Source organism: Aliidiomarina sanyensis, assembly GCF_003987175.1.
Classification (GTDB): domain Bacteria; phylum Pseudomonadota; class Gammaproteobacteria; order Enterobacterales; family Alteromonadaceae; genus Aliidiomarina; species Aliidiomarina sanyensis.
Genome location: NZ_PIPM01000005.1, coordinates 18763 through 40831, shown reverse-complemented (window position 1 = coordinate 40831; position 22069 = coordinate 18763). Strand labels below are relative to the sequence as shown.

The 22069-nt window shown below is 52.3% G+C and carries 15 protein-coding genes; 3 read left to right on the top strand and 12 right to left on the bottom strand.

Annotated elements, in window-relative coordinates:
* Positions 1-2: 2 nt before the first annotated feature.
* From CWE11_RS06220 to CWE11_RS06195, 6 genes are all read right to left on the bottom strand, one after another.
* Positions 3-3893, bottom strand: coding sequence for a YhdP family protein (locus CWE11_RS06220; protein ID WP_126776749.1), 3891 nt, complete (start codon positions 3891-3893; stop codon positions 3-5).
* Positions 3893-5362 carry a ribonuclease G gene (gene rng / locus CWE11_RS06215; RefSeq protein ID WP_126776748.1) on the bottom strand — a complete coding sequence of 490 codons (1470 nt, stop codon included), beginning with the start codon at positions 5360-5362 and terminating at the stop codon, positions 3893-3895. The genes CWE11_RS06220 and rng overlap by 1 nt, the downstream gene beginning before the upstream one ends.
* 277 nt (positions 5363-5639) lie before the next feature.
* Positions 5640-6215 carry a Maf family protein gene (locus CWE11_RS06210; protein ID WP_126776747.1) on the bottom strand — a complete coding sequence of 192 codons (576 nt, stop codon included), beginning with the start codon at positions 6213-6215 and terminating at the stop codon, positions 5640-5642.
* A 39-nt stretch (positions 6216-6254) separates the two neighbouring features.
* Positions 6255-6746: a rod shape-determining protein MreD gene (gene mreD, locus CWE11_RS06205; protein WP_241971745.1), complete on the bottom strand. Its 492-nt coding sequence runs from the start codon at positions 6744-6746 to the stop codon at positions 6255-6257.
* The gene (mreC, locus tag CWE11_RS06200; RefSeq protein ID WP_126776746.1) at positions 6743-7609 is read right to left on the bottom strand and encodes a rod shape-determining protein MreC; all 867 of its coding nucleotides are present in this window, start codon (positions 7607-7609) and stop codon (positions 6743-6745) included. The genes mreD and mreC overlap by 4 nt, the downstream gene beginning before the upstream one ends.
* Before the next feature lie 17 nt (positions 7610-7626).
* Entirely contained in the window at positions 7627-8670 is a 1044-nt protein-coding gene (locus CWE11_RS06195; RefSeq protein ID WP_126776745.1) for a rod shape-determining protein, read from the bottom strand.
* 258 nt (positions 8671-8928) lie between these two features.
* Here CWE11_RS06195 and CWE11_RS06190 point away from each other — a divergent pair, with 258 nt between their 5' ends.
* The 3 genes from CWE11_RS06190 (at position 8929) to CWE11_RS06180 (ending at position 14949) form a co-directional block, all read left to right on the top strand.
* Entirely contained in the window at positions 8929-10260 is a 1332-nt protein-coding gene (locus tag CWE11_RS06190) for a histidine-type phosphatase (RefSeq protein WP_126776744.1), read from the top strand.
* A gap of 315 nt (positions 10261-10575) precedes the next feature.
* Positions 10576-13407 (top strand): TonB-dependent receptor, encoded by a 2832-nt coding sequence (locus CWE11_RS06185; protein ID WP_126776743.1) that lies wholly within the window; start codon positions 10576-10578, stop codon positions 13405-13407.
* 72 nt (positions 13408-13479) lie between these two features.
* Positions 13480-14949: a purple acid phosphatase family protein gene (locus CWE11_RS06180; protein ID WP_126776742.1), complete on the top strand. Its 1470-nt coding sequence runs from the start codon at positions 13480-13482 to the stop codon at positions 14947-14949.
* A 60-nt stretch (positions 14950-15009) separates the two neighbouring features.
* On the opposite strand, the gene CWE11_RS06175 is transcribed toward CWE11_RS06180, so the two are convergent.
* The 6 genes from CWE11_RS06175 to CWE11_RS06150 all read right to left on the bottom strand — a co-directional run bounded on the left by CWE11_RS06175 (position 15010) and on the right by CWE11_RS06150 (position 22052).
* Complete coding sequence (locus tag CWE11_RS06175; protein ID WP_126776741.1) at positions 15010-15855, bottom strand: hypothetical protein; 846 nt, start codon at positions 15853-15855, stop codon at positions 15010-15012.
* Complete coding sequence (locus tag CWE11_RS06170; RefSeq protein ID WP_126776740.1) at positions 15852-16412, bottom strand: PilN domain-containing protein; 561 nt, start codon at positions 16410-16412, stop codon at positions 15852-15854. The genes CWE11_RS06175 and CWE11_RS06170 overlap by 4 nt, the downstream gene beginning before the upstream one ends.
* Positions 16409-17410, bottom strand: a complete 1002-nt coding sequence (locus CWE11_RS06165) for a type IV pilus biogenesis protein PilM (RefSeq protein WP_126776739.1) — start codon at positions 17408-17410, stop codon at positions 16409-16411. The genes CWE11_RS06170 and CWE11_RS06165 overlap by 4 nt, the downstream gene beginning before the upstream one ends.
* 274 nt (positions 17411-17684) lie before the next feature.
* A complete protein-coding gene (pyrC, locus tag CWE11_RS06160; protein ID WP_126776869.1) occupies positions 17685-18749 on the bottom strand; it encodes a dihydroorotase in 1065 nt (354 codons plus the stop codon).
* A gap of 134 nt (positions 18750-18883) precedes the next feature.
* Complete coding sequence (locus CWE11_RS06155) at positions 18884-20902, bottom strand: MacB family efflux pump subunit (RefSeq protein ID WP_126776738.1); 2019 nt, start codon at positions 20900-20902, stop codon at positions 18884-18886.
* 1 nt (position 20903) lies between these two features.
* Positions 20904-22052 carry an efflux RND transporter periplasmic adaptor subunit gene (locus CWE11_RS06150; RefSeq protein WP_126776737.1) on the bottom strand — a complete coding sequence of 383 codons (1149 nt, stop codon included), beginning with the start codon at positions 22050-22052 and terminating at the stop codon, positions 20904-20906.
* Positions 22053-22069: the final 17 nt, after the last annotated feature.

The window sequence follows — 22069 nt, the reverse complement described above, 5'->3', positions numbered from 1 at the left end:
GATTACCCTCCAGAATTCTCACGGGTTGCTTCGGTATGCTCAGGCAAATCACGGGGCAACACGTCTTCAGCCACTTCTGGCAATTCAACATCGGTTGCATCCCGACGTACCTCGGTCACCACAGGATCAGACATGCTGCCCGTCACGTGATATTGCAAGCGAGAAATCACCTGCGCATCGTGCAGCATCCGGTCAATCACCAGCGCCGCGATCCCACTCGGCGGATTGACCATAAACGCAAGCAATACGGGCAAACTCGAGGTCACCTTCGGTACATACGTAATTTGGTAATCTAACGTTTCATCCCGCAGGTTTGCGTGGCCACGCACCGTCATATCTCCGGCCACACCATTCATGCGCGTGTTCTCGGTGCGCACAACGCCATCCTCTAGCTCGAGCGTGCCACCAAAGCTTTGATAGTGCATACCCCGGGAGAAAATATCGCGAAAATCGAGGGTAAAGCGGCGCAAAATACTTTCTAAACTAAGGACCGCGAAGATCCGCGCTGCACCGTCAGATACATCACGCAAATAACCCTGCCCCAGCGACCAATCCACTTGGCCGCTCAAGGTATCCGCATTCCAGTCCAACAAACCACCTTGCCAATTTAAATCGTATTGGAGGTTGGCGCTCGATTCGCGCACCGTCGAGTTCACCCCAAATTCGCCCAGCAGAGCACCCACGTCGGACGTTTCAAAACGCCCTTGCACCCGTGTGCGCGTTTCACCGTTCGCTTCAACCCATCCTAACCCACCGCGCACGCGCGTATTCCCCCGACGGATCGTTAAATCCGTCACTTGGCCGCCGGAAATTTGAGGGTCGAAATTGGCTGTAATTTCTCCGAGTAGTTGACCGTCGTAGCGGCATAAACGGCAATTGATGGTCATTTTAGGCAGGCTGTCTAACCAGTCACGCTCTCGCACGACCTGTTGCTCCGAGGTATCTTCAGGAACACGGGTCAGTTCAAGAAAATCAATATTCACAGCGAGGGCATCGCTTTCATCATTCCCGCTTAGCCGCGCTCGAAGGTTCTCACCGTTAATATCAAAAGCCCAGCGAGCATCACCAGCACTTCCTTGAATCTGTGTTTCACCAAAATCCTGACCATAGGACGCCAAGGCATCTACCCGCCCTTCAACCCGATGCAGCGCCGGAATAAGTCGTAACCCAGGTTCACAGACTTCCCCTTCGAACTCGGGGACACACGGCACATTGTCGGCCAACCGTGTTAAGCCAACCACAATAGGGAGCCAGTCCTCCAGAGCCGCCGCACCAAGACCAAAGTAGATCGAAAAGCCCGATGTGGGAGACGCCGCAATCGGAACTGGACTTTCCCCAATCACAAACTCGAGTGCATCGAAGCCTTGCCCCAACGGCATATTTCCACGAACTTGTAGGAGATCGCCCATCCGCGATTCAGCGGTTAACTCCGTTTGATTTCCCCGTACTTCAGTTACCAAGGTGCGGCTCGTTCCTGCAGCCTTACCAAGCGGGGCCGGCAGCTGAATTCCCGTATCGGCCAATTGGGTCGTCATGTCCCAGCGGTAGTTGAAGCCCTCTGAGAGAAGATCGAGCTTAAATTCCGCTTGATGCTCCATTCGACCCGAAAATTGTTCCAATAAGGGAGTGTCCGGAAACGCCGATTGGATAGCGTCACTCGCCCATGCACCATAGATATCTGCTGCAATTCGGTAAGGGATCTCATCATCAACTCGGCCCGTCAGGCTGACCGAAATGGGAAGTTCGAACAACGCCGCATCATCCGTATGGAAGCGGATCGCACCGTTGCGGAACGTCAACTCACCCTGAACGGCATCGAGCGTGAGCCCGACGGGTGTTATTTCAATCGAGTTTCCATCCAGGTCCACCCGCCCTTCAGCGACAAGCTCACCGCCTTCATAGAATGGGATATCAAGAGTAAACGCTCCTTGTAAACGGCCTCTTGGCTTTACCACATCGAGCGTTGTCGCAACCGAGTCCGCTAATGGGCTTTGAGCAAACAGAGCATGCAAAGCATCGCGATCTGAGTCAACATCTGCCGCCACATGCAGCGTGGTTCCTTGTGCAATTAATGGACTGATCTCTGCTCGCACTTCACCGAGCGGGATATCCGCCAATGTGCCACCGCGAGTGGTGATAAACAGTGAGTCATACTCAAACGTTAGCTCCGCTTCGGTACCCAGTATCGGCGGCCACTCCGGCCGGAATTGGAAGTCGAGATCCCGTATCACGGTGCGTGCTTGCAAGACGCCTTGGCCTGGTTGGTAAGGGAGGCCATCCAACGGACCGCGCCAAACCATTCCAAGGGTATCAATTTGCCCCTGCTCCAATGCACCGTCGAGGTAATTCGCTAAATCTTCACCGAGCTGCAAGGGAAGAAGCGCTACAACATCAAACACATCCATCCCGCGGCTACCGCCACTGAGCAGCCACTCGGCCTGGACGGGATTTCCATTGTCACTGCGAAAGCGCATGCTTTGACGAACATCAGCATTGGGTAAGCTAAAATATGCCTCAGGTACCCCAAATTCCCACGAGCCATTTTGCTGAAACCAATAGCCTTCAACCGAAAGCTCCGTCAGCTTTTTTGCATCAGCAAAGGTAGAGGGTGATGCCAAGGCAACTTCTGCTCCGGTCAGTGCAAAGCGCCCTTTTCGATCCGTACTCCAGATCTCGAGTGCTAAACCTTCCATGCCCGGAACACCTTGATAGGCCTTCCAGCCAAGGCCATCGGCTCGCACGTAAAATTGCCACTCGCGGGCAGGACTCAACTGAACCTGCACCTGACTCAAAATTCCCTCTGCTTGCAAACCATCTGACCAATCCGCAACCAGCTGGCCTGGACGACCAAATAAACTCCAGAGCGGTGCAAAATCGAATAACTCAATATCGGTTAAGTTCCAGCGATGCTCACCTTGACGATACTGCCAAATAACCCGCTCGAGGGGCCAATCTCGCCCATCCAAACTGATCATCAAAGGCGTACTATTCATCAACCAACCATCGGTTCTTGGTTGCAAGCTCCAAGTGGACGGTCTGGTGTTCAAACGGTGACGCTCACGATCGCGACGCCATTCTAAATGGTTTTCGCCAAGTTCAAGCTGGCCCGAACGGAACTCACCATCGACAAGATTCAACCAGCCTTGCAAATTGAACTCAGTGCGCAGGATCTCAGAGGTCGGCGTGACTTGCTTTAACCATGGAGAAATGTCGAGCTGTTGTGCCTCAACGTAAAAATCGCCGCTTAAGGTACTGAACTCGTCACCATCGATATCGGCGATAAAATTAAGTGAGTTCGCTGTGACATCCGGAATGCGAAACAAACCGGTCGCTTGACGTCGTTCGCCTTCTCGTCGCCAGGTCAACGCATCGATTTGAATGGTCCGGGGGGCTTGTTCTCCGATTCGCAGCGTAAACTCGCTGTCGCGGATCTGGAAGTGCTCAAGTTGCCGCAGAAATAAGTTCTCAAGAGCCGCTGGCAAACTGCGATCTTGATCCCCGTTGAGGGGTGTAAATGCATAATCGACTCGCATGCCCGAAAGGACGAAGTGTTCAAAAACCCAGTCCCGCTGCATCATGCTTTGCCAAAAATTCAGCTGCACGTTGGCACGTTGAACATCAAGTTGCAGCGGATAATCATCCACCAACTCGAACGCGAGATCTTGCAATACCAGAACCGGACCGCGCGCAGTCCATTCGGCACTCAGTCCGCCGATAGTGACGTCTTGGCCAAATCGTTGCTGGATTTGTTCTTCAATACTTGCTCGGTAGTTTTCTGCGTAAGGCAATGCAATTCGCGCAATACTCAACGCCACCGCGAACAGCACCAACAGGATGCCGATCGTCAGCCAGAGCTTCCGAATTGTAAAATGGACTGCGCGTTTTAAAACCACTACATCATCACCACATCAAACTGTTCTTGGTGGTACAAAGGCTCCACCTGAATCTTAATTTGTTTCCCAACGAAGACTTCGACCTCAGCAAGCGCTTGAGATTCCTCATTCATTAATCTTTCTGCCACCGCGGCCGAGGCATACACCACAAATTTATCGGCCGCATAAGCTCGATTCACACGAACAATTTCCCGCATGATCTCATAACAGACCGTCTCCACGGTCTTCATGGAGCCACGTCCTTTACATACTGGACATTCGGACGAGAGCACATGTTCTAAGCTCTCGCGTGTCCGCTTGCGAGTAACTTCCACTAATCCAAGGGAGGTAAAACCAGAAATACTGGTCTTCGCCCGATCTTTCCCAAGCGCCAATTCTAAACTGTGCAACACCCGACGTTTATGGTCTTCATTCTGCATATCGATAAAATCAATAATGATAATACCGCCCAAGTTGCGCAGCCTTAATTGCCGCGCGATGGCTTGGGTTGCCTCGGTGTTGGTATTAAAAATCGTATCTTCCAAATTCCGATGACCAACAAATGCACCCGTGTTGATATCAATGGTGGTCATCGCCTCGGTTTGATCAATCACCAAAGTGCCGCCGGACTTCAACTGCACCTTGCGATCAAGCGCCCGTTGGATTTCATTTTCCACATCAAATAGGTCAAAAATAGGCCGCTCGCCCTCGTAATACTCAAGACGCTCGGACAGATGCGGGATAAACTCCCCGACAAACTCGTGCAGCTGAGTAAAGCTTAGTCTTGAGTCAACCCGGATCCGCTCAAGCTCAACACCAACAAAATCCCGCAAGACCCGAGCTGCAAGGTTTAAATCTTCGTAGAGCACGCCGCCTTTGGCCTTTTTCTTTTTACGCTCCTGAATTTTATCCCAGAGCCGGCGCAAAAAGGCCGCGTCTTGCTTGAGTTCATCATCGCCAGCGCCCTCTGCCGCTGTCCGCACAATAAATCCAATGTCATCGTTGCAGAAACTCTCAACCGCTTTGCGCAAGCGGTCCCGCTCTTGCTCGCTTTCGATGCGCTGGGAGACGCCCACATGATTGGACCGTGGCATCAAAACCAGATACCGACTCGGGATGGTAATATCTGTGGTCAGACGCGCACCTTTCGTGCCGAGCGGATCTTTCACGACCTGAACCATAATATGTTGTCCCTGACGAACCAGCTGGGAAATATCCGGCGCAGGAAGTTGTTCGCGGTCAAGCTCCTCTACCTGATCAATGTGGGTGATAATATCTGAGGCGTGAAGGAAAGCCGCTTTCTCAAGGCCGATATCCACAAATGCAGCTTGCATGCCGGGGAGCACACGGCTCACTTTGCCAACGTAGACGTTACCGACAAGTCCACGACGGGCTTGGCGCTCAATGTGAATTTCTTGCAGGATTCCGTTTTCGACGAGCGCAACCCGCGTTTCACTTGGGGTAACGTTAATTAAGATTTCTGCACTCATAGGTTTCCTCAATTTTTCTACATCGGTTTTGCGTGTGGTTGTGTTTTCGATTTGCGCCCCAACGCGGTGCGTTGGCTACGGGTACGGTCTCTCTGCCCCGCCCAACGCGGTGCGTTGGCTACGCTCTCGAATGCGCCGTCACGGAACGTGCGTTGGCTACGGGTACGGTCTCTTTGTAGCCAACGCACTGCGTTGGGTCTCGCCCCGTGAGCACATCCTGCCCCGCCCAACGCGGTGCGTTGGCTACGGTTCACAACGCATTGCGTTGGGTTTGCGGTTACGGGTATATCCCGTGGTTGCGCAGCAATTGCTCGGTTTCAAAAAGAGGCAAGCCCATCACCGCAAAAAAGCTGCCTTCCAAGTGACGCACAAAAGCGCCAGCCGGCCCCTGAATACCGTATCCACCTGCCTTGTCTTTCGGTTCACCGGTTTGCCAATATCGCAAAATATCTTCGTCCGACAGCGTCCGAAACCACACACGCGTGGTCACTAAAGCGGTCTCACTTGCGCCATTCACCGTCAGATTGACAGCGGTGAGCACTTCATGATACGTTCCACTCAATTTTTGCATCATCTGCACATAGTGTTCAAAATCGAGCGGTTTCTCGAGAATCTCGCCTTCACAGACCACCACGGTATCCGAACCCAAGACCGCAACCGGCTGGTCACCCTTATTCGCATTTGCGCAGGCTTGCGCTTTCTCTCGCGCCAGCCGCTGGACATAATCAGCAGGCGTCTCTTCCGGCCTTGGGATCTCCTCGATGTCCATGGGTTGCACCGTAAACGGATATCCAAGCAATCCAAGCAGTTCCTGACGACGGGGAGAAGCCGATGCCAATATCAATTGTGTCATCGCAAGCTCCATCTTACTGCGTTTTATATATTGTGTGACTTACTTCATCTGAAAATGACGGCGGATCTTGCGGAAAATCAAAAAGACCCACGGCCAAAATAGTGCGGAACTCAATGCAGGCCAAAAATAGTGCGGCATAAAGGGCGCGTTATTCAGGTAGTGCTCCAAAACAAACACAATTGCACGTGCCAAAAGCACAAGCAGCAACACCAAAATTGCTTGCTGGGAGAGTGAGAAGTTCCGAATTCGGGGATAATGCCGGGCTGCAGGGTAAACCACAACCGCATAGGCCGCTGCATGGAATCCTAACGTGGAGCCCAACAAGATATCGACCGCGAGACCGACTAAAAATGCATAGCCAATATTGACGCGATGCGGCAGCGCGATGATCCAATAAATAATTGCAAGCAATGGCCACTCAGGACGCCATGCTGCCAACGTCAGCGTTATCGGCATGACCGCAAAGATCAAGCTCAGAATCACGGTTCCAAGAATAACACTGCGTTGTACCATCATCCGAGAAAGAATCATTCGGTCTCCTCCTGCTCAGGACGAATCGGTTGTTGGTCACTCTCCGCATCCCACAACAGAAGAAGCATTCGGATCCGGTCAAGGTTCGCCACAGGCGTCGCTCGCACGCGGGCAAACGGGAGGGATTCATCACGGACTAATGAGTGGATTCTGGCCACCGGATAGCCCTCGGGAAAGACACCGCCCAAGCCAGAGGATAACAATAAATCCCCCTCCTGCAGTTCGGTCGAATGGGGCACGTGCATCAACTCCAAAAATTCAGTGCTTCCCACACCTTGCACAATCACTCGGATTTCACTTTCTGCCGAACGGGTTGGAATGGCATGGCTCTGATCGGAAATCAAAATAATGCGGGCGGTTGTCACGCCAACACTGACAACTTGACCAATCACACCATTGGCGTCAATCACTGGCTGGCCGATGTACACACCATGCCGCGTCCCTTTATTCACCACGACTTGATGACTGAAGGGATCCGAATCGACCGCGATCACCTCGGCAACCATTCGCAAACGATCATCACGGGAGTCACTGGCAAGCAATGTTCGGAGCCGTTCATTCTCGAGCATCAAAAACTCATACCGTTGCATCCGGCCTTGTAAGTCGAGCATTTCTTGTTTCAACAGCTCGTTCTCATTCACCAACGCACGGCGACTTTGCACTTGTGAAATGAAGTTATCGAGCGCTTGCTCCGGTACCACAGCAAGGTATTGCACTGGGCTGACAAGGGAGTTCAAGAAGAGCCGCACCGGTTGCATAGCATCCAGCCGATGGTCCAGAAAAATAAGCAAAAACGCTAGCGACAAGGCTAGCGTTAAGCGAACTTTCAGGGAGACTGAACGAACAAATAAAGGTGTCGACACAGGGCGCTCGTTATTGCTTACTCATCACTGAAAAGATCACCGCCGTGCTCGTCAATCAATTCAAGCGCTTTACCGCCGCCACGAGCCACGCAGGTCAATGGGTCATCGGCCACAATGACCGGAATCCCCGTTTCTTCCATCAGCAGACGATCGAGATCCCGCAGCAAGGCACCACCACCAGTCAAGACCATTCCACGCTCGGAAATATCTGACGCCAACTCAGGGGGCGATTGTTCAAGCGCCGTCATGACCGCCGCTACGATGCCCATCAACGGCTCTTGCAGCGCTTCGAGAATCTCGTTGCTGGTCAATGTGAATGAACGCGGCACCCCTTCTGCAAGGTTACGGCCACGCACTTCGAGTTCACGCACTTCATCACCTGGATAGGCGGTTCCGATCTCGTGCTTGATCCGCTCTGCAGTTGCATCACCGATCAGTGAACCGAAGTTGCGGCGCACATAACTGATGATGGCTTCATCAAATTTGTCACCACCAATACGCACTGAACTGGAGTACACCACCCCGTTCAACGAGATGATAGCGACTTCCGTGGTTCCGCCACCGATATCGACAACCATCGACCCCGTTGGTTCAGACACTGGCAAGCCTGCACCAATTGCAGCGGCCATTGGTTCATCGATAAGGACGACTTGACGTGCGCCTGCACCTAACGCCGATTCACGAATAGCACGACGTTCGACTTGTGTTGCTCCGTAAGGAACACAGACGAGCACACGCGGGCTTGGGCGCAGGTAGTTATTCTCATGGACCTGTTTAATGAAGTACTGAAGCATTTTTTCAGTAACATGAAAATCTGCAATCACGCCATCTTTCATGGGGCGAATTGCTTTAATGTTACCGGGAGTTCGACCAAGCATTTGCTTCGCTGCGTGACCGACAGCTGCAACACTTTTCGCGCCGCCAGCACGATCTTGCCGGATCGCGACTACGGAAGGCTCGTTCAAGACGATGCCCTTGTCTTTGACATAAATGAGTGTATTTGCCGTTCCCAAATCGATCGAAAGATCGTTGGAGAATAAGCCGCGCAACTTCTTAAACATGGAGGGCTGTTCCCTTGGTTTTTTAATTCGGTAGATAACTGCGTAACTTTATCAAGCCGGGGTTGCCCCGGCAAGCGCGAATGCCCGTCTGAACAGGGTTTTTACAAGAATCTATACACACAGGCTACAATGCACCGAAATCAGAACTAAAAAAATCGAAAAAGTTCCACTTTTACCCTGAGTTTAGTCCCCTACATAAATCTGTCACATTCCTATGGCATCGTTATCGCCCATATTTTTCAATATGGATCTTAATCAATGCTCACGTCGCTTTGTCTCGTCGCTGTATGTCATCTCGCAAGCGGTACCGATATCCCTGAAATGCCCGTATGGTACACCAGCAAAACACCCTATCCTGAACCTCTCTACACGGTGTATCCGGAACCTCCCGCGGGTTTCTCATTAATCAATATCCAGCACGTTGCACGTCATGGCTCGCGGGGGCTATCGAGCCGCGATGCAGATGACCTCCTGATGCAAGTATGGTTGCAAGCACAATATGAGCAGGCACTCACGCCCCTTGGTTTACAGCTTGGCGCGGATCTAATGGAGATTCTGCGAATTCACCACGACATCGGATATGGACAACTCAGCGGACTGGGGCGCACCGAACATAAAGCGCAAGCCGCTCGTTTGCTTGAACGAATTGTCGACGCATCGGCATTGGAAGATCTCGAGCGCGAGATTCACGTGATTCACTCGGGACGCTCGCGCGCTATCGACAGCGGGACCGCCTTCATTGATGGCTGGCTCCAACTTCGTCCACAGGATGAATCTCGCTTTCTCGAGCCAGTGGCCGACGAACACACCGTCTACTTCCATAGTGCCGAAGGGTCGGAGGGCTACGCAGATTATCGCCGAGGCGAACGCGTTCAACAGGTCTTAAGTTACTATGAAAGCCTCGAACAGACCGAGGACGTCGCGCGCGCCATCGTCGAAGCGTTATTTACGAAAGATTTCATTCAACGTTTGGATGGAGGCGCGTACTGGTTTGTCGCATTGGATGATGATTCCGATGTGATTGAATCAAGCTTTGATGTGGCGATGGCGGTCTATGACCTTTTTAGCATCGCCATTAACCTGACCGAAGAATACGCCCCAGATTTTCTGGCGTATGTGCCAGAAGAAACGCGGATGTGGCTGGCGTTTATAGATGACGCGGATTCGTTCTATGGACGAGGCCCCGGCTTTGCCGATGAAACCATTAGCTTCGAGTTGGCCGGTAATTTAGTCAGCGACATGCTTGCCCGCACAAATGCGGTGGCTCAGGGTGAGAGCACTGAATTCGCCACTGTGCGCTTTACCCATGCGCAGGCGTTAATGCCGATTGCCGCATGGCTGGAATTCCCTGATGCGCATCAAGGCGCTGATCCTGCGGTGCCCTTCTCCTACGAGAATAATCCCTGGCGCGCGGCGCGCGTTGCTCCGATGGCATCGAATGTGCAGTGGGATGTGTTTCAGAATGGTGATGGCGAGGTGTTAGTTCGCGTGCTGTGGAATGAGCGTATTGCGCCGTTGGGGCGTGGTTGTGAAGCGTATTTTGAGGGCTTTTATCGCCTGGAAGAATTGAATCGCTGCTTGGGGTCGTAACCGACCCCTCACCCAACCGTAGCCAACGCACCGCGTTGGGCCCCAGCCCAATCCATCCCCCACCCCAACCGTAACCAACGCATTCTCCGTAACGGCGCGTTGGGCCCCAGCCCGATAGACGCCCCTACCTGTTCACCCAACGCAGTGCGTTGGCTACCCCTTCCCGATCGTAGCCAACGCATTGCGTTGGGCCTCTGCCGGAAATATATTTCGATCAAAAACGTCACGACACCGTCATAAAAGTGCCGATTAATTGTCACACAACCTCCCTAACCTATCCGTCCATCTTAACCACACACAAGATGGATAAACCACATGAAACACTCACCTGTTCTTACCACCCGCTCGTTGGTTGCGCTCGCCGTCGCCGCAGCTATCTCGACAAGTTCTGGCGTCGCTCTCGCCCAAGTGAGTGCGGTAAATGCAGTCGCGGCCTCCGTGACCGCCATTAACGCACCGTCGATTCGTGGCCAGGTCTCTGACCCACGCGGACAATTCCTCCAAGGGGCTATTATTCGCTTGGTTGGCACCAACCGCGAAACCACCACCGACCGCCAAGGTCGCTTCCGCTTCGACGGCCTTGCGCCGGGCGAATATGAAGTCAGTGTTGATTATCTTGGGTATCAAAACCAAACCGTTGCCGCACGCGTTACCGCCAACGCAGGGCAAGAGTTCGTTTTTGAACTTGAGCAACCAAGCGTCGAGCGCATTCAAGTCGTTGGTAGCCGAGACGGGCAAGCACGTGCTCTGAACGCCCAACGCGCATCGGACAACATTCGCTCTATCGTTTCTTCAGATTACTTGGGACGCTTCCCCGATGCGAACGTCGCCGAATCCATGCAGCGTTTGCCGGGTGCATCGATTCAGCGTGACCAAGGTGAAGGAAAATACGTAAACGTTCGTGGTGCTCCCCTTGAGTACGCGAACGTATCGATTGATGGCGTTATTCTACCCTCACCAGACGGCGGCAGCCGCGCAATTGACCTCGATACCATCCCGGCAGACATCATCTCAGCTCTCGAGCTGACCAAAGCAATTACGCCTGACATGGATGCCGATGCAATTGCTGGAAATATCAATATTGTTACCCAGGGCGCTCTCGACAGTCGTGGCCGTATTTTGCGAGGTAGTATCTCTGGCGGAAAAAATGAAAAAGGAAATGGCGACGCCTATCGTTTATCCGGTACCTTTGGTGACCGAATCGGTGATGGTGATAACTTAGGGTTCTTGATTTCGGCTAACCACGCACAGACCGATCGCGTGACAGACAACATTGAGCATTCATGGATTATTGGTCCAAACGGCGACTATGTTGTTGAAGAGACCGACATGAAAGACTACGAAGTTAAGCGAATTCGCTCAGGTGTATCGGGTCGTATAGATTGGCGCATGGATGAGAATACGCATTTTTATCTGAGTCACAATTATTCTCGCTTCGAAGATAACGAATTCCGCGATAATATGAGCATCGAGTGGGACCGTCACTCGGCAGATGCCACTTCAACCTCCGGCACAGCTCGGATGCGTTTTAACAAAGAATTCCGTCACCGGACATTTGTAAATCGCATCAACACGACAACGTTCGGCGGTAAACATCTCCTTGACTCCATGATGATAGATTATACCGCGGCATACTCGGTTGCTTCACAGAATTACCCCGACCGAGATTATCTATATTATCGGTCAAGCTTCCGTCCGAACGTAAGATATGACTTCACAAACCCAGACCTTCCGACATTTGAAGTCTTGGGTGCAGATGGCAGTGTGATAGGAACGGACTTCAGCGAAAATACGATTCCGACAGATACCTATGCATTTCGCCGCTATGAGCGCCGCTTCGGTGAAGCCGAGGACAAAGAGCAATCCTATGCCATCAATTTCACCATGCCGAGCCAATGGGGCAACGCATTTTCAACCTACAAGTTTGGTGCGAAAGCACGCTTGCGCGAAAAATTCAATGATGAAGACCGTATGCGCAATAGCGTGGGAGCAGGAGCACCATCATTCTCTGACGTTTTGATCGACAAGCGTTCAGAGCCTTTTGGTGGGTTCTACAACAACGGTCCAAAGATGGAGCGTAACTTTGTTGCAATTTACGGCCCAACCTTTGAAGGTGCTGACTACCTTCCTCGTGTGGCAGCCTCTATCACGTCGGATTATCGAGCGACAGAGGACACATATGCAGCTTACGCAATGAACACGCTTGAATGGCAAGACACGACCGTTGTATTCGGTGTTCGAGTGGAGCACACCCGCACTGAGGGTCAAGCTTTCGAGTTTGATGATGAAACAGAGACAGCGCAACCAAACGATGGTTCCAGTAGTTACACGAAGGCATTCCCGAGCGTGCACCTTCGCCACGAGTTGAACAATGGGGTCATTCTGCGCGCAGCATATAGCACAGGTCTGAGCCGTCCTAACTTTGAAGATCTCGCACCGTACGTTATCGTCGAGGATCGCTCGACTGGCTTAGGTGACGTAGAAGTTGGCAACATCGACCTCAAGCCAACCTATGCACACAACTTTGACTTGATGGCTGAATACTACATTGAACCGGTAGGCCTTATTTCGGCAGGTGTGTTTTACAAAGATCTGAAAAACCCGATCTTCAAAGCACGCAGTACTATTGAAGGTGGTGAGTTTGATGGCTTCCGTTTAAACCGTCCAGAGAATGCGAACAGCGGTGAGCTGTATGGTTTTGAAGTGAACTGGCAACAAGCGTTGACCAATCTGCCAGGTGCTTGGTCGGGGCTTGGTTTCCTTGCGAACTACACCTTTACTGAGTCGCGGGCAGATTTGCCGTTCGGAATTGGCCGTACTGACTTGGCCGGAACATCACGGCATACCTACAACTTAGGCTTGAGCTACGACTCCGAGCGCGTCACCGCGCAGCTGGCATACAACTACCGTTCAGAGTTCATTGATTCTTATAACACGGGCAACCCCGATCTAAACATCTACTGGGATGAGCGTGGGACGCTAGACTTCACTGCAAGTTACCGCATCAACCGTAACTTCACTGCGTTCATGGAAGCGACGAACCTGACCGATAGCAAAGCGATTCGGTATCAAGGTGAGCGCAACCGCGTCTATGAGCACGAGCAGTTCGGTCGTGCGTGGCAAGTCGGCGTCCGCATGAACTTCTAATCACGGAATGTGTGAGAAGGTCGGGGTGACTTCGTATACTCCGGCCTTTTCCTTTTTTAAAGAGGAACGAATATGAAATCAGTAGTCTTTTCACGTGGCTCGTTGACCGTTGTAGCCGGCTTACTTGGCATGCTACTCACAGGATGTGCGGGCAACGCGGCACTGCAAGATGTCGGTGACCCCAATGAATTCCGGGAAGCCAATACACTTGTTCCGGAAGGCGCTGTGCGTTACGCCCCGACCATATTTCCGGACCGAATTGTATTACTCCCGACACAAAACCCCGCCACCTCGCAAACCGTTGCGTGGCGCACGGATACCAGCCTCACCGCACCGCAAGCACAAATTGCCGTGGCAAAATCCACACCCGATTTACACCGTGATGCCCGTCGGGTGGATGGTACGAGCACACAGCTACGAACTGAGAACGGCACCGCGTTACACCATCATGTGACCTTCACCGATTTGGAACCCGACACACTGTATGCGTACCGTGTTCGTGGTGGCGAACATGAGGGGCAATCTACCTGGAGTGAATGGTTTCAATTTAGAACGCCAAAAGCCGAATTTTCGCCATTTACAGCAGTGTACTTTGGGGATGCTCAAAATGCGGTGAAATCCCATTTCTCCCGGGTCATTCGCGAAGCATTTCGCAACGCGCCGGAAGCCATGGTGATGGTGCATGCGGGCGATCTCGTGAACTCGCGCTATGGCGTACACGATGATGAATGGGGTGAATGGTTTGATGCTGGGGGCTGGATGCACGGCATGGTGAATCAGTTTGTTTCTCCCGGTAATCACGAATTCATCACCGATATGCTCGGTCGTCGCAATCTTATGCCGCAATGGCCCGCCCACTTCCCCGGCGCTGGCAATGGTCCAGCAGAGTTACCGCACACCGTCTACTACACTGATTTCCAAGGGGTTCGATTTATCTCGCTCGATAGCACCGAAGCACTCCAAAGTGATCGCCTCGCACGCGTTCAAGCCGAGTGGTTGCGCGGGGTATTGCGTGATAATCCAAATCAATGGACGATTGTGACCCATCATCACCCAATGTTTTCGGTTTCACTCGGGCGCGATAACGCAGAACTGCGTGAGCACTGGCAGCCGGTGTACGACGAGTTTGGGGTCGACCTTGTGTTGCAAGGCCACGATCACACCTATGGCCGTGGGCAAAACGTGACGGAAGGTACCAGTGGACGACTAACCCTCGATGGGCCAGTGTATATGGTCTCAGTTGCTGGCCCGAAAATGTATCTCGTGTCGGAAACTGCTGAAGAAACCATGGACCCGACCGCCGAAGAATTGCAGTTATTTCAAACCATTCAGTTTGAGGAAGGACGCCTCATTTATGAAGCACGCACCGTGACGGGCGCACTTTTTGATAAGTTTGAACTGACCCGCGACGCCGAAGGCCGAGTACACCTCAATGATCTTGCACCAGGCGAAGAATCCCCTTACTTCCGCCATCGCTGCACCAATCCAGAGGCACCACAGAATCGTTGCTGGAATGGCACCGAGCTGATTCATGCGCATTGATGAGTTGATTTGACGTATGCGAAAGGGGCCACTTGGCCCCTTTGTTATTTCTTCTTGTCACTAATCCTCAGATACGATTGTGAAGACGATTGTCCTCTCTGAGGCGCTTTGAGGAAGCAGTGCGTTTGTGGCGCTAGAGAGTACAATTGAGAACGTGCGCTCGGCGTCTGTATCTACACCATTCAGAGTAAATTCAAAGACAGCCTCTCGATCTCCTCGGTCAAACTCAACCGTCAGTGGAACATTATTGAAGTCTCTAGGAATGAGTGCGCCACCCTGATTCACAACTAAATCAATACGGCCTGGCATTATCGCAGCGGTCGTGAAGGGAAGAACCACGGTAATAGTTGTCTCTTCTCCAAGAGGAGGACGAACCAATTCATACTCATTTTCAATTTGTACTTCGGGTAAACCAATAGCATCCGGATCAATCGATATGGTTACGGATCTATTCGCGGGAAGAATGATCTCTTCAGCAGACGCAAACTGAATCTGTAGCTCTTTGGGAGTTAACAATCGCCCTTCGTAGAGAATCGTGAGTGGAACTCGAATGTGATCATCACCCGCTGCGAATCCAATTCGCTCGCTTTCAATTTGCTCAAAATTCACATCCCGAATTGCACTACCATCAAATGTACGAACGATAACGGATCCGTCCACTGGTGCTGGCTGAGACAGCGGGAACCAGAACTCATACTCCACTTCACCTCGCTCTTCCGATGGTTCCGGTACTGCTATTACCGAAGGAAGCTGTAATTGAGGTAATACTATTTCATCTTCACGAGCCGGTAGGATAGATACATTGAATTGACGAGTGCTCGGTAGTTGAAGATTTACTGGGCGAGAAAGCTGGACTGCAAACTCTACTTCCTCATCAAATGACGTTCCTACCCGATTTACCGTCACAGGCAAGAAAACTTCTGTATCTCCGGTCTCAAATGCAATCTCATCATCAAATGACTCAACTGTTCAGTCTCTTGAAATTTTTGCATCCAGCGAGGAATCAGGGCCGGGTCGACCGCATGGCCATGCAAGTTCAACACTCCGCGGTTTTCTTCAATTCGAGTAACCCACAACCCTTCTTCATGTACTCGGGCAAGCTCCGTCATAATAGCTGCATAATCAAAGCTCTGGACTGAACCGAGTTCGGTGAATTCAAACAAGACACTGCGTTTATTTTGCACTTCCGCTTGCAGCTGACGTACCCGACGTTCAAGCTGCGGGTCGATCTGCAATTGCGCCACTTGCGCAGACAACTGACTCAGGAGCTGCTGCTTCTGACGTTGCTCGGTTTGTGCTGCTTGTAACTGACTTTCTAGCCGCATGGTCTGGATTTCGAGTACGACTCGCCAGCCCACACCAATCACCCACAGCACTAACACCACAGTTAAAACGCGCTGCAAGTCAAGGAGTGGGCGTTTCGGGACGAGGTCCGCGCGATAGAGGTTTATTGAATGCTTCATGCGTTTGCCTCCCGCGCAGTGGCTTTCAATTCAGCACGGTCTTGCAGCGCATCATTGGCCAATACCCATTGCAAACCACCAATGGCAAGCAAGTCAGAATAATCTTCTTTTTGAAAGTTTCGCGCCCATTCGGGATAAGGAGATAGCTTCACCGGGATCCCAAGTTGCACCGAAATCGCTTGGCAGAGATCTTGGGCCCGTTCGTTATCAACCAATAGCTCAATCTCACTGACTTGTACTTGACGCATGGGGCCCGAGTAGAAATCCAATGAACGCTGCAGCTCGAGCGCCAAGTTTTCCATCATCTCCGTATCACCTGGATCTATGGTGTTCATGTCATAGCTGTGACGCAGGCGACGCGTTACAAAGGAGCGTCCATTTGCCACAATATTGAGCTGCGCGCGTTCTTGCGGCATCTGGCTAATCAGCATCACCCGGCGACCTTGTGCGGGCCAGTGACCAAAAATTAAATCCGCATGGATGATGCCGGTAATCTTTAAACCAAACTCATGGAGCGCCGAAACCATCGGCATTACAGCTTGCCGGCTTGCCGCAACGACATGAATTTGTTTATTGGGAGTGGCCTGCACCGGTGGATCAAAATAATCGACCAACATATCCGTTGCTGGAATGCTAACCAACTCACGCAGTGACCACTGCAATGAAGGCGCGATGTCAGACGGTGGAAGCTCGGGGCGGTCAATGGTGACCTGTTCGACCAGCTCCGAACTCAAGACCACCTGAATCGGAGCTTTCTTAAATTTAAGGTGTTTATTTTTGAGCAGGATTTCGGTGATGGCTTCCGCATAATCGGCGGATTGAACGACCATGGAGTCGTTCTCGACCAACCGCCAATAGCTCCCCGCATGGTATAAATCTTGAGATTCTTCACGTGGACACGCTTGAAGTGCGGCGAGTGTGACAACCGAGTCGCCGACGCCGAGCGCATACATATACTTGGCGCTGGTCAACATTTTGAACTTGTTAAGAAACGACATCGGGACCTACCTTCGGCTCAGCGGGCTGATGCCGTTTCTCAATGCTAGCTGTGGAACGAGCTTGAGCTATCACCGGCAACATCCTCCCTGAATGTTAATATTGTTTATAGTTTAACCTTTTTATTTTAAAACGTAATTTTTTTTACCTATGTCAAAAAGCATATTCGGATTAGGCAATTTTCTTTTCGTTTTATTAACATAAGTCCAGTATTACACAGCCCAAGCAAATGTCCACAACACCAATAAAATTAAAGGGTTTCGTGGTTGTGAAAGGCTATTTTTTTACTTGGTACATCAGGCTTCGACCGGCCCAATAAGGCACCCAAACACCCCCTTTGTGCTCGATTCGCTCCGGCGCATGCCATGACTTTTTCTCAAGAACCAAGGTCTCTGTGTTGCGCGGTAGATTATAAAAATCGGCACCGAAAAAGCTCGCGAATCCCTCAAGCTTGTCTAAAGCCCCCAAGTGAGCGAACGCTTCTGCATAGAGCTCAATGGCACTGAACGCTGAAAAGCAGCCGGCACAACCACAGGCAGTTTCTTTCTTCGCTTGCACATGCGGTGCTGAGTCGGTGCCCAGGAAGAATTTTGGATTGCCGCTAATCGCCGCGCGTTGCAAGGCTTCTTGGTGAGTGCGGCGCTTCAGGACCGGTAAACAATAGTTGTGCACATGGACCCCGCCCACCAGCAGGTCATTGCGGTTCATCAAGAGATGTTGCGGCGTAATGGTTGCTCCCACGTTGGCATGAGCGCCCAGCACAAAATCGACCGCATCGGCGGTCGTAATGTGCTCAAACACCACTTTCAAACCAGGAAATTTGCGGGTGATCGGTTCAAGGTAGCGGTCAATAAACGCCTTCTCTCGGTCGAAAATATCGATATCCGAAGTCGTCACTTCTCCATGCACTAACAAAGGTACGCCATTGAGCTCCATCGCTTCAAAGACTGGGCCCATCGCATCGATATCCGTCACGCCGCTCGCTGAATTGGTGGTCGCGCCTGCTGGATAAAGTTTGTACCCAATAATGGTGGGATCTGCAGCCGCTTCTTTGACATCGGTTTCAGTCGTGCTTTGGGTCAAATAGAGCGCCATTTTTGGGTCAAAGCGCATCCCCTCAGGAAGCTCTGCCATGATTCGCTGGCGATACGCGCCAGCCAGCGCCGCATCCGTGACGGGAGGTACCAAGTTCGGCATTACCACGGTTCGGTGGAATACGCGAGCCGTGGCTGGAACCGTCATCCCCAGTACTTCTTCATCGCGTAAATGGACGTGCCAATCGTCCGGACGGGTGATCGTAATTTGCTCTGGAAGATCCGCCAGGCTTGGCTTGCTTTGCATTGAAGATATCGAGGAGAAGGTGGGCGCGCTCATGAGAATACCTGCCGTGAAATCGCTAAGAACTTGATTCCACAGTATAACGCGCGCGGTGGTTGTAATACCACCGCGCGGCTCAGATTCTCACAGCCAAAATATTATTCGGAAGCAAGCGCTTGCACTGGATCAAGCTGGGCAGCTTTACGTGCTGGGACATAACCAAAAATTAGTCCGGTGAGGAATGAACAGCCAAAGGCCAACAACACCGGCGTGGTCGCAAATACAACCGAGGTTCCAAAGCTGGCAATCACCCAGGTAATCCCAAGACCAAGTGCCACCCCAATCACACCGCCGAGCAGCGCGACCGTAACCGCCTCAATCAAGAACTGCAGACGGATCTGAGCTCGCTTGGCGCCAACCGCCATCCGAATTCCGATTTCTCGGGTTCGCTCGGTCACGCTGACCAGCATAATATTCATTACCCCAATACCACCCACCACCAGGGAGATCACCGCAATGATTCCTAGCAAGAGCGTCATGGTGTTCTGAGTTTCAGTGGCTGTTTCAATGATGGACGCCATATTTCGGATGGTAAAATCCTCAACGCCGTGGCGTTCAAGCAACAGTGAATGGACTTTATCATTCGCCGTTTGCATGACTTGCGGATCGCTACTCACGGCCGCAACCGTAATGTTGCGCACCCAGCGCTGACCAAACAATCGCAGTGAGCCGGTGCTGAATGGCACGAAAACCACATCATCTTGGTCTTGCCCCCAAGGAGATGCACCCCGCTCACTCATGACCCCGATCACGCGGAACAGGACATTGTTGATCAGCATCACTTCCCCAAGGGGATCGCGATCCGGGAAGAGCTGTCTTGCCACCGTCTGACCGATGACCGCGACGGTCGCATAGAGCTCTTCATCCTCTTGCGTAAAGAAGCTACCCTGCGCCACGTCCCACTGCCGAGCAATCGGGAAACTGGCATAGGTTGCATTGACCTGGGCTTCTTTATCGAAGCCTTCCCGACGCAACGTTCGGTTGCCGGTTAGCTCTGGAACCGCAGCGAGGACTTCAGGAATTTCATTAATTGCGTCCGCATCCTCGGGCATGAGTGTCGCAACACCCCAGCGTCCGCGCTGATTCGGTGCCCCAGGAAACACGCTCAACAAATTGGAGCCCATCGCACTGATCCGATCGACCACATCCTGCCGCGCTCCTTGCCCGATCGCGAGCATAGAAATCACAGCGGCCACCCCAATCACGATACCTAACAAAGTCAGTGCAGTGCGAAAGATATTCTGGCGCAGCGCAGAAAACGCGGTAAGGAAAGCGCGCGCCAAATCCAACACGGAGTTCGGTTGGCTTACACCCGGTCCCGCAGGTGGCGTGCTCTCTGCATCAGGACTGCGGTCCCGATAGCGCTTATCGCTGGTAATATGCCCATCTTTGAGTTCAATGACTCGGTCGGCATGCGCCGCAACTTCATGGTCATGGGTAATGACGATCACGGTATGGCCTTGCTGTGAAAGATCCTTCAACAGCGCCAACACCTCTTGGCCGCTCTGGCTATCCAGCGCGCCCGTTGGCTCATCCGCAAGAATGATTTCTCCACCATTCATCAGCGCGCGTGCAATCGACACCCGCTGTTGCTGACCACCCGATAGCTCGGTGGGTTTATGGTGCATGCGCTCGGCAAGCCCCAAGCGGGTCAGCAAAGCCTCCGCGCGTGCGCGCCGCTCATCTGCATTAATCGCAGTATAGGTTGCGGGAAGCTCGGCATTGGCAACCGCATTCGCGCCGCCAAGCAAATTGTATTGTTGGAACACGAATCCAAATGCGCCGCGACGTAACTGGGCGAGCTCATCTGGGTCCATATCAGCGACTTTTTGGCCCTTGAACCAATAGTCGCCAGTGCTCGGCTTATCCAAGCAACCGAGAATATTCATCAGCGTCGACTTACCCGAGCCTGAACTGCCGACAATCGCGACAAAATCACCTTGCTCAATCTCAAGGTCGATCCCATGCAACACTTGAGTAGTAATAGGACCGGTTTGGTAGCTCTTGGTCAGCCCTTGAATACGAATCATGGGCTCGCCTTTGGCCACACCTTTCTTGCGCTGCGCGGTGGATTGCACAACCGGATCGGAGAGGGTGTCGTACGTCGAGTCAGTCATCTTAGAACATCCGCATGCCGCGACCACCTGGGCCGCCTTGTCCACCACCTTGCTGACGCGGAATCACAACCTCGTCACCAACCTGCAAACCATCACGAATCTCCATGTACACCCGATCCGTAATACCGGTCCGTACCGTGACCGTTTCAGTCTGGCCGTTGGCCCGCAGTACCTCGACAGTCCCCTGCCCACGGCCACTCGGACGCACGGCAGCAAAGGGTACCGACAACACATCATCAGCACTCTCTACCACAAAGAAGACCTGGGTCGTCATCTGCGGAAGTAAGCGCCCTTCGGGGTTTGGCACATTAAATAGGGCATTATACAACACCACATTGTTCTCAATTTGTGGTGTGGGTTCGATCAGCTCAAGCTCGCTGTACCAGCGCTGCCCACGATTACCCAAGGTCGTAAAATACACCGGCATGCCATTCGATAAGCGACTAATATCCGCTTCAGAAACTTGCGCCTCAACGCGCATTTTCGAAAGGTTCGCGATCGTCATAATGGTCGGTGTGGTTTGTGCCGCGTTCAATGTCTGGCCGCGACGTGCAGGCATACTGACCACAGTGCCTGACATCGGTGCAAAAATCCGCGTGTAATTTAAATTGGCTTCCTCGGCCCGCAAGGACGATTGTGTTTGTTCAATTTGGGCCTGAACCTGGTCAATTCTTGCGTTCTCCGCCCGGGCTGTCGCTTCGGCGCTTTGGACAAGCTCTTCGGACGTGGCACGATCAGCCAACAGCCGTTGCTGGCGATTTAAATTAATCTCCGCCAGGTCGCGATTCGCTTCGCGCTCCCGCAGCTGCCCTTTTTGGAATAAAAGCTGAGCGCGGGTCGCATCGAGACGAGCTTCCAGAACCGTTGCATCGATCTCGGCCAGGAGTTGTCCTTCTTCGACTTCATCCCCGATTTGCACGTGAATCCGCTCAAGCTGACCGGAAACCTGCGCACCCACATCAACAAAATCCAATGGCTGAAGACGACCGGTCGCGGTGACCACGACTTCTAAATTTCGCACTTCCGCTTTTGATGTGTTGAATCGGGGTTGTCCGTCATCTTTCGGCCACAACCACCACGTCACCCCTGCCACAACAATCAGCAGTACCACGATGATCCACACCCAAGCCTTGTTACCGCGCTTTGCCATTGGTTCTTTTTCCTTGC

Bases quoted from the DNA above. Each gene is read 5' to 3' on its own strand.
- CWE11_RS06155 (WP_126776738.1), bottom strand. From the start codon at position 20,902: ATGACTGACTCGACGTACGACACCCTCTCCGATCCGGTTGTGCAATCC.
- CWE11_RS06185 (WP_126776743.1), top strand. From the start codon at position 10,576: ATGAAACACTCACCTGTTCTTACCACCCGCTCGTTGGTTGCGCTCGCC.
- CWE11_RS06190 (WP_126776744.1), top strand. From the start codon at position 8,929: ATGCTCACGTCGCTTTGTCTCGTCGCTGTATGTCATCTCGCAAGCGGT.
- CWE11_RS06195 (WP_126776745.1), bottom strand. From the start codon at position 8,670: ATGTTTAAGAAGTTGCGCGGCTTATTCTCCAACGATCTTTCGATCGAT.
- CWE11_RS06180 (WP_126776742.1), top strand. From the start codon at position 13,480: ATGAAATCAGTAGTCTTTTCACGTGGCTCGTTGACCGTTGTAGCCGGC.
- rng (WP_126776748.1), bottom strand. From the start codon at position 5,362: ATGAGTGCAGAAATCTTAATTAACGTTACCCCAAGTGAAACGCGGGTT.
- CWE11_RS06150 (WP_126776737.1), bottom strand. From the start codon at position 22,052: ATGGCAAAGCGCGGTAACAAGGCTTGGGTGTGGATCATCGTGGTACTG.
- mreD (WP_241971745.1), bottom strand. From the start codon at position 6,746: ATGATTCTTTCTCGGATGATGGTACAACGCAGTGTTATTCTTGGAACC.
- CWE11_RS06170 (WP_126776740.1), bottom strand. From the start codon at position 16,412: ATGAAGCATTCAATAAACCTCTATCGCGCGGACCTCGTCCCGAAACGC.
- CWE11_RS06165 (WP_126776739.1), bottom strand. From the start codon at position 17,410: ATGTCGTTTCTTAACAAGTTCAAAATGTTGACCAGCGCCAAGTATATG.
- CWE11_RS06210 (WP_126776747.1), bottom strand. From the start codon at position 6,215: ATGACACAATTGATATTGGCATCGGCTTCTCCCCGTCGTCAGGAACTG.
- pyrC (WP_126776869.1), bottom strand. From the start codon at position 18,749: ATGCAAAGCAAGCCAAGCCTGGCGGATCTTCCAGAGCAAATTACGATC.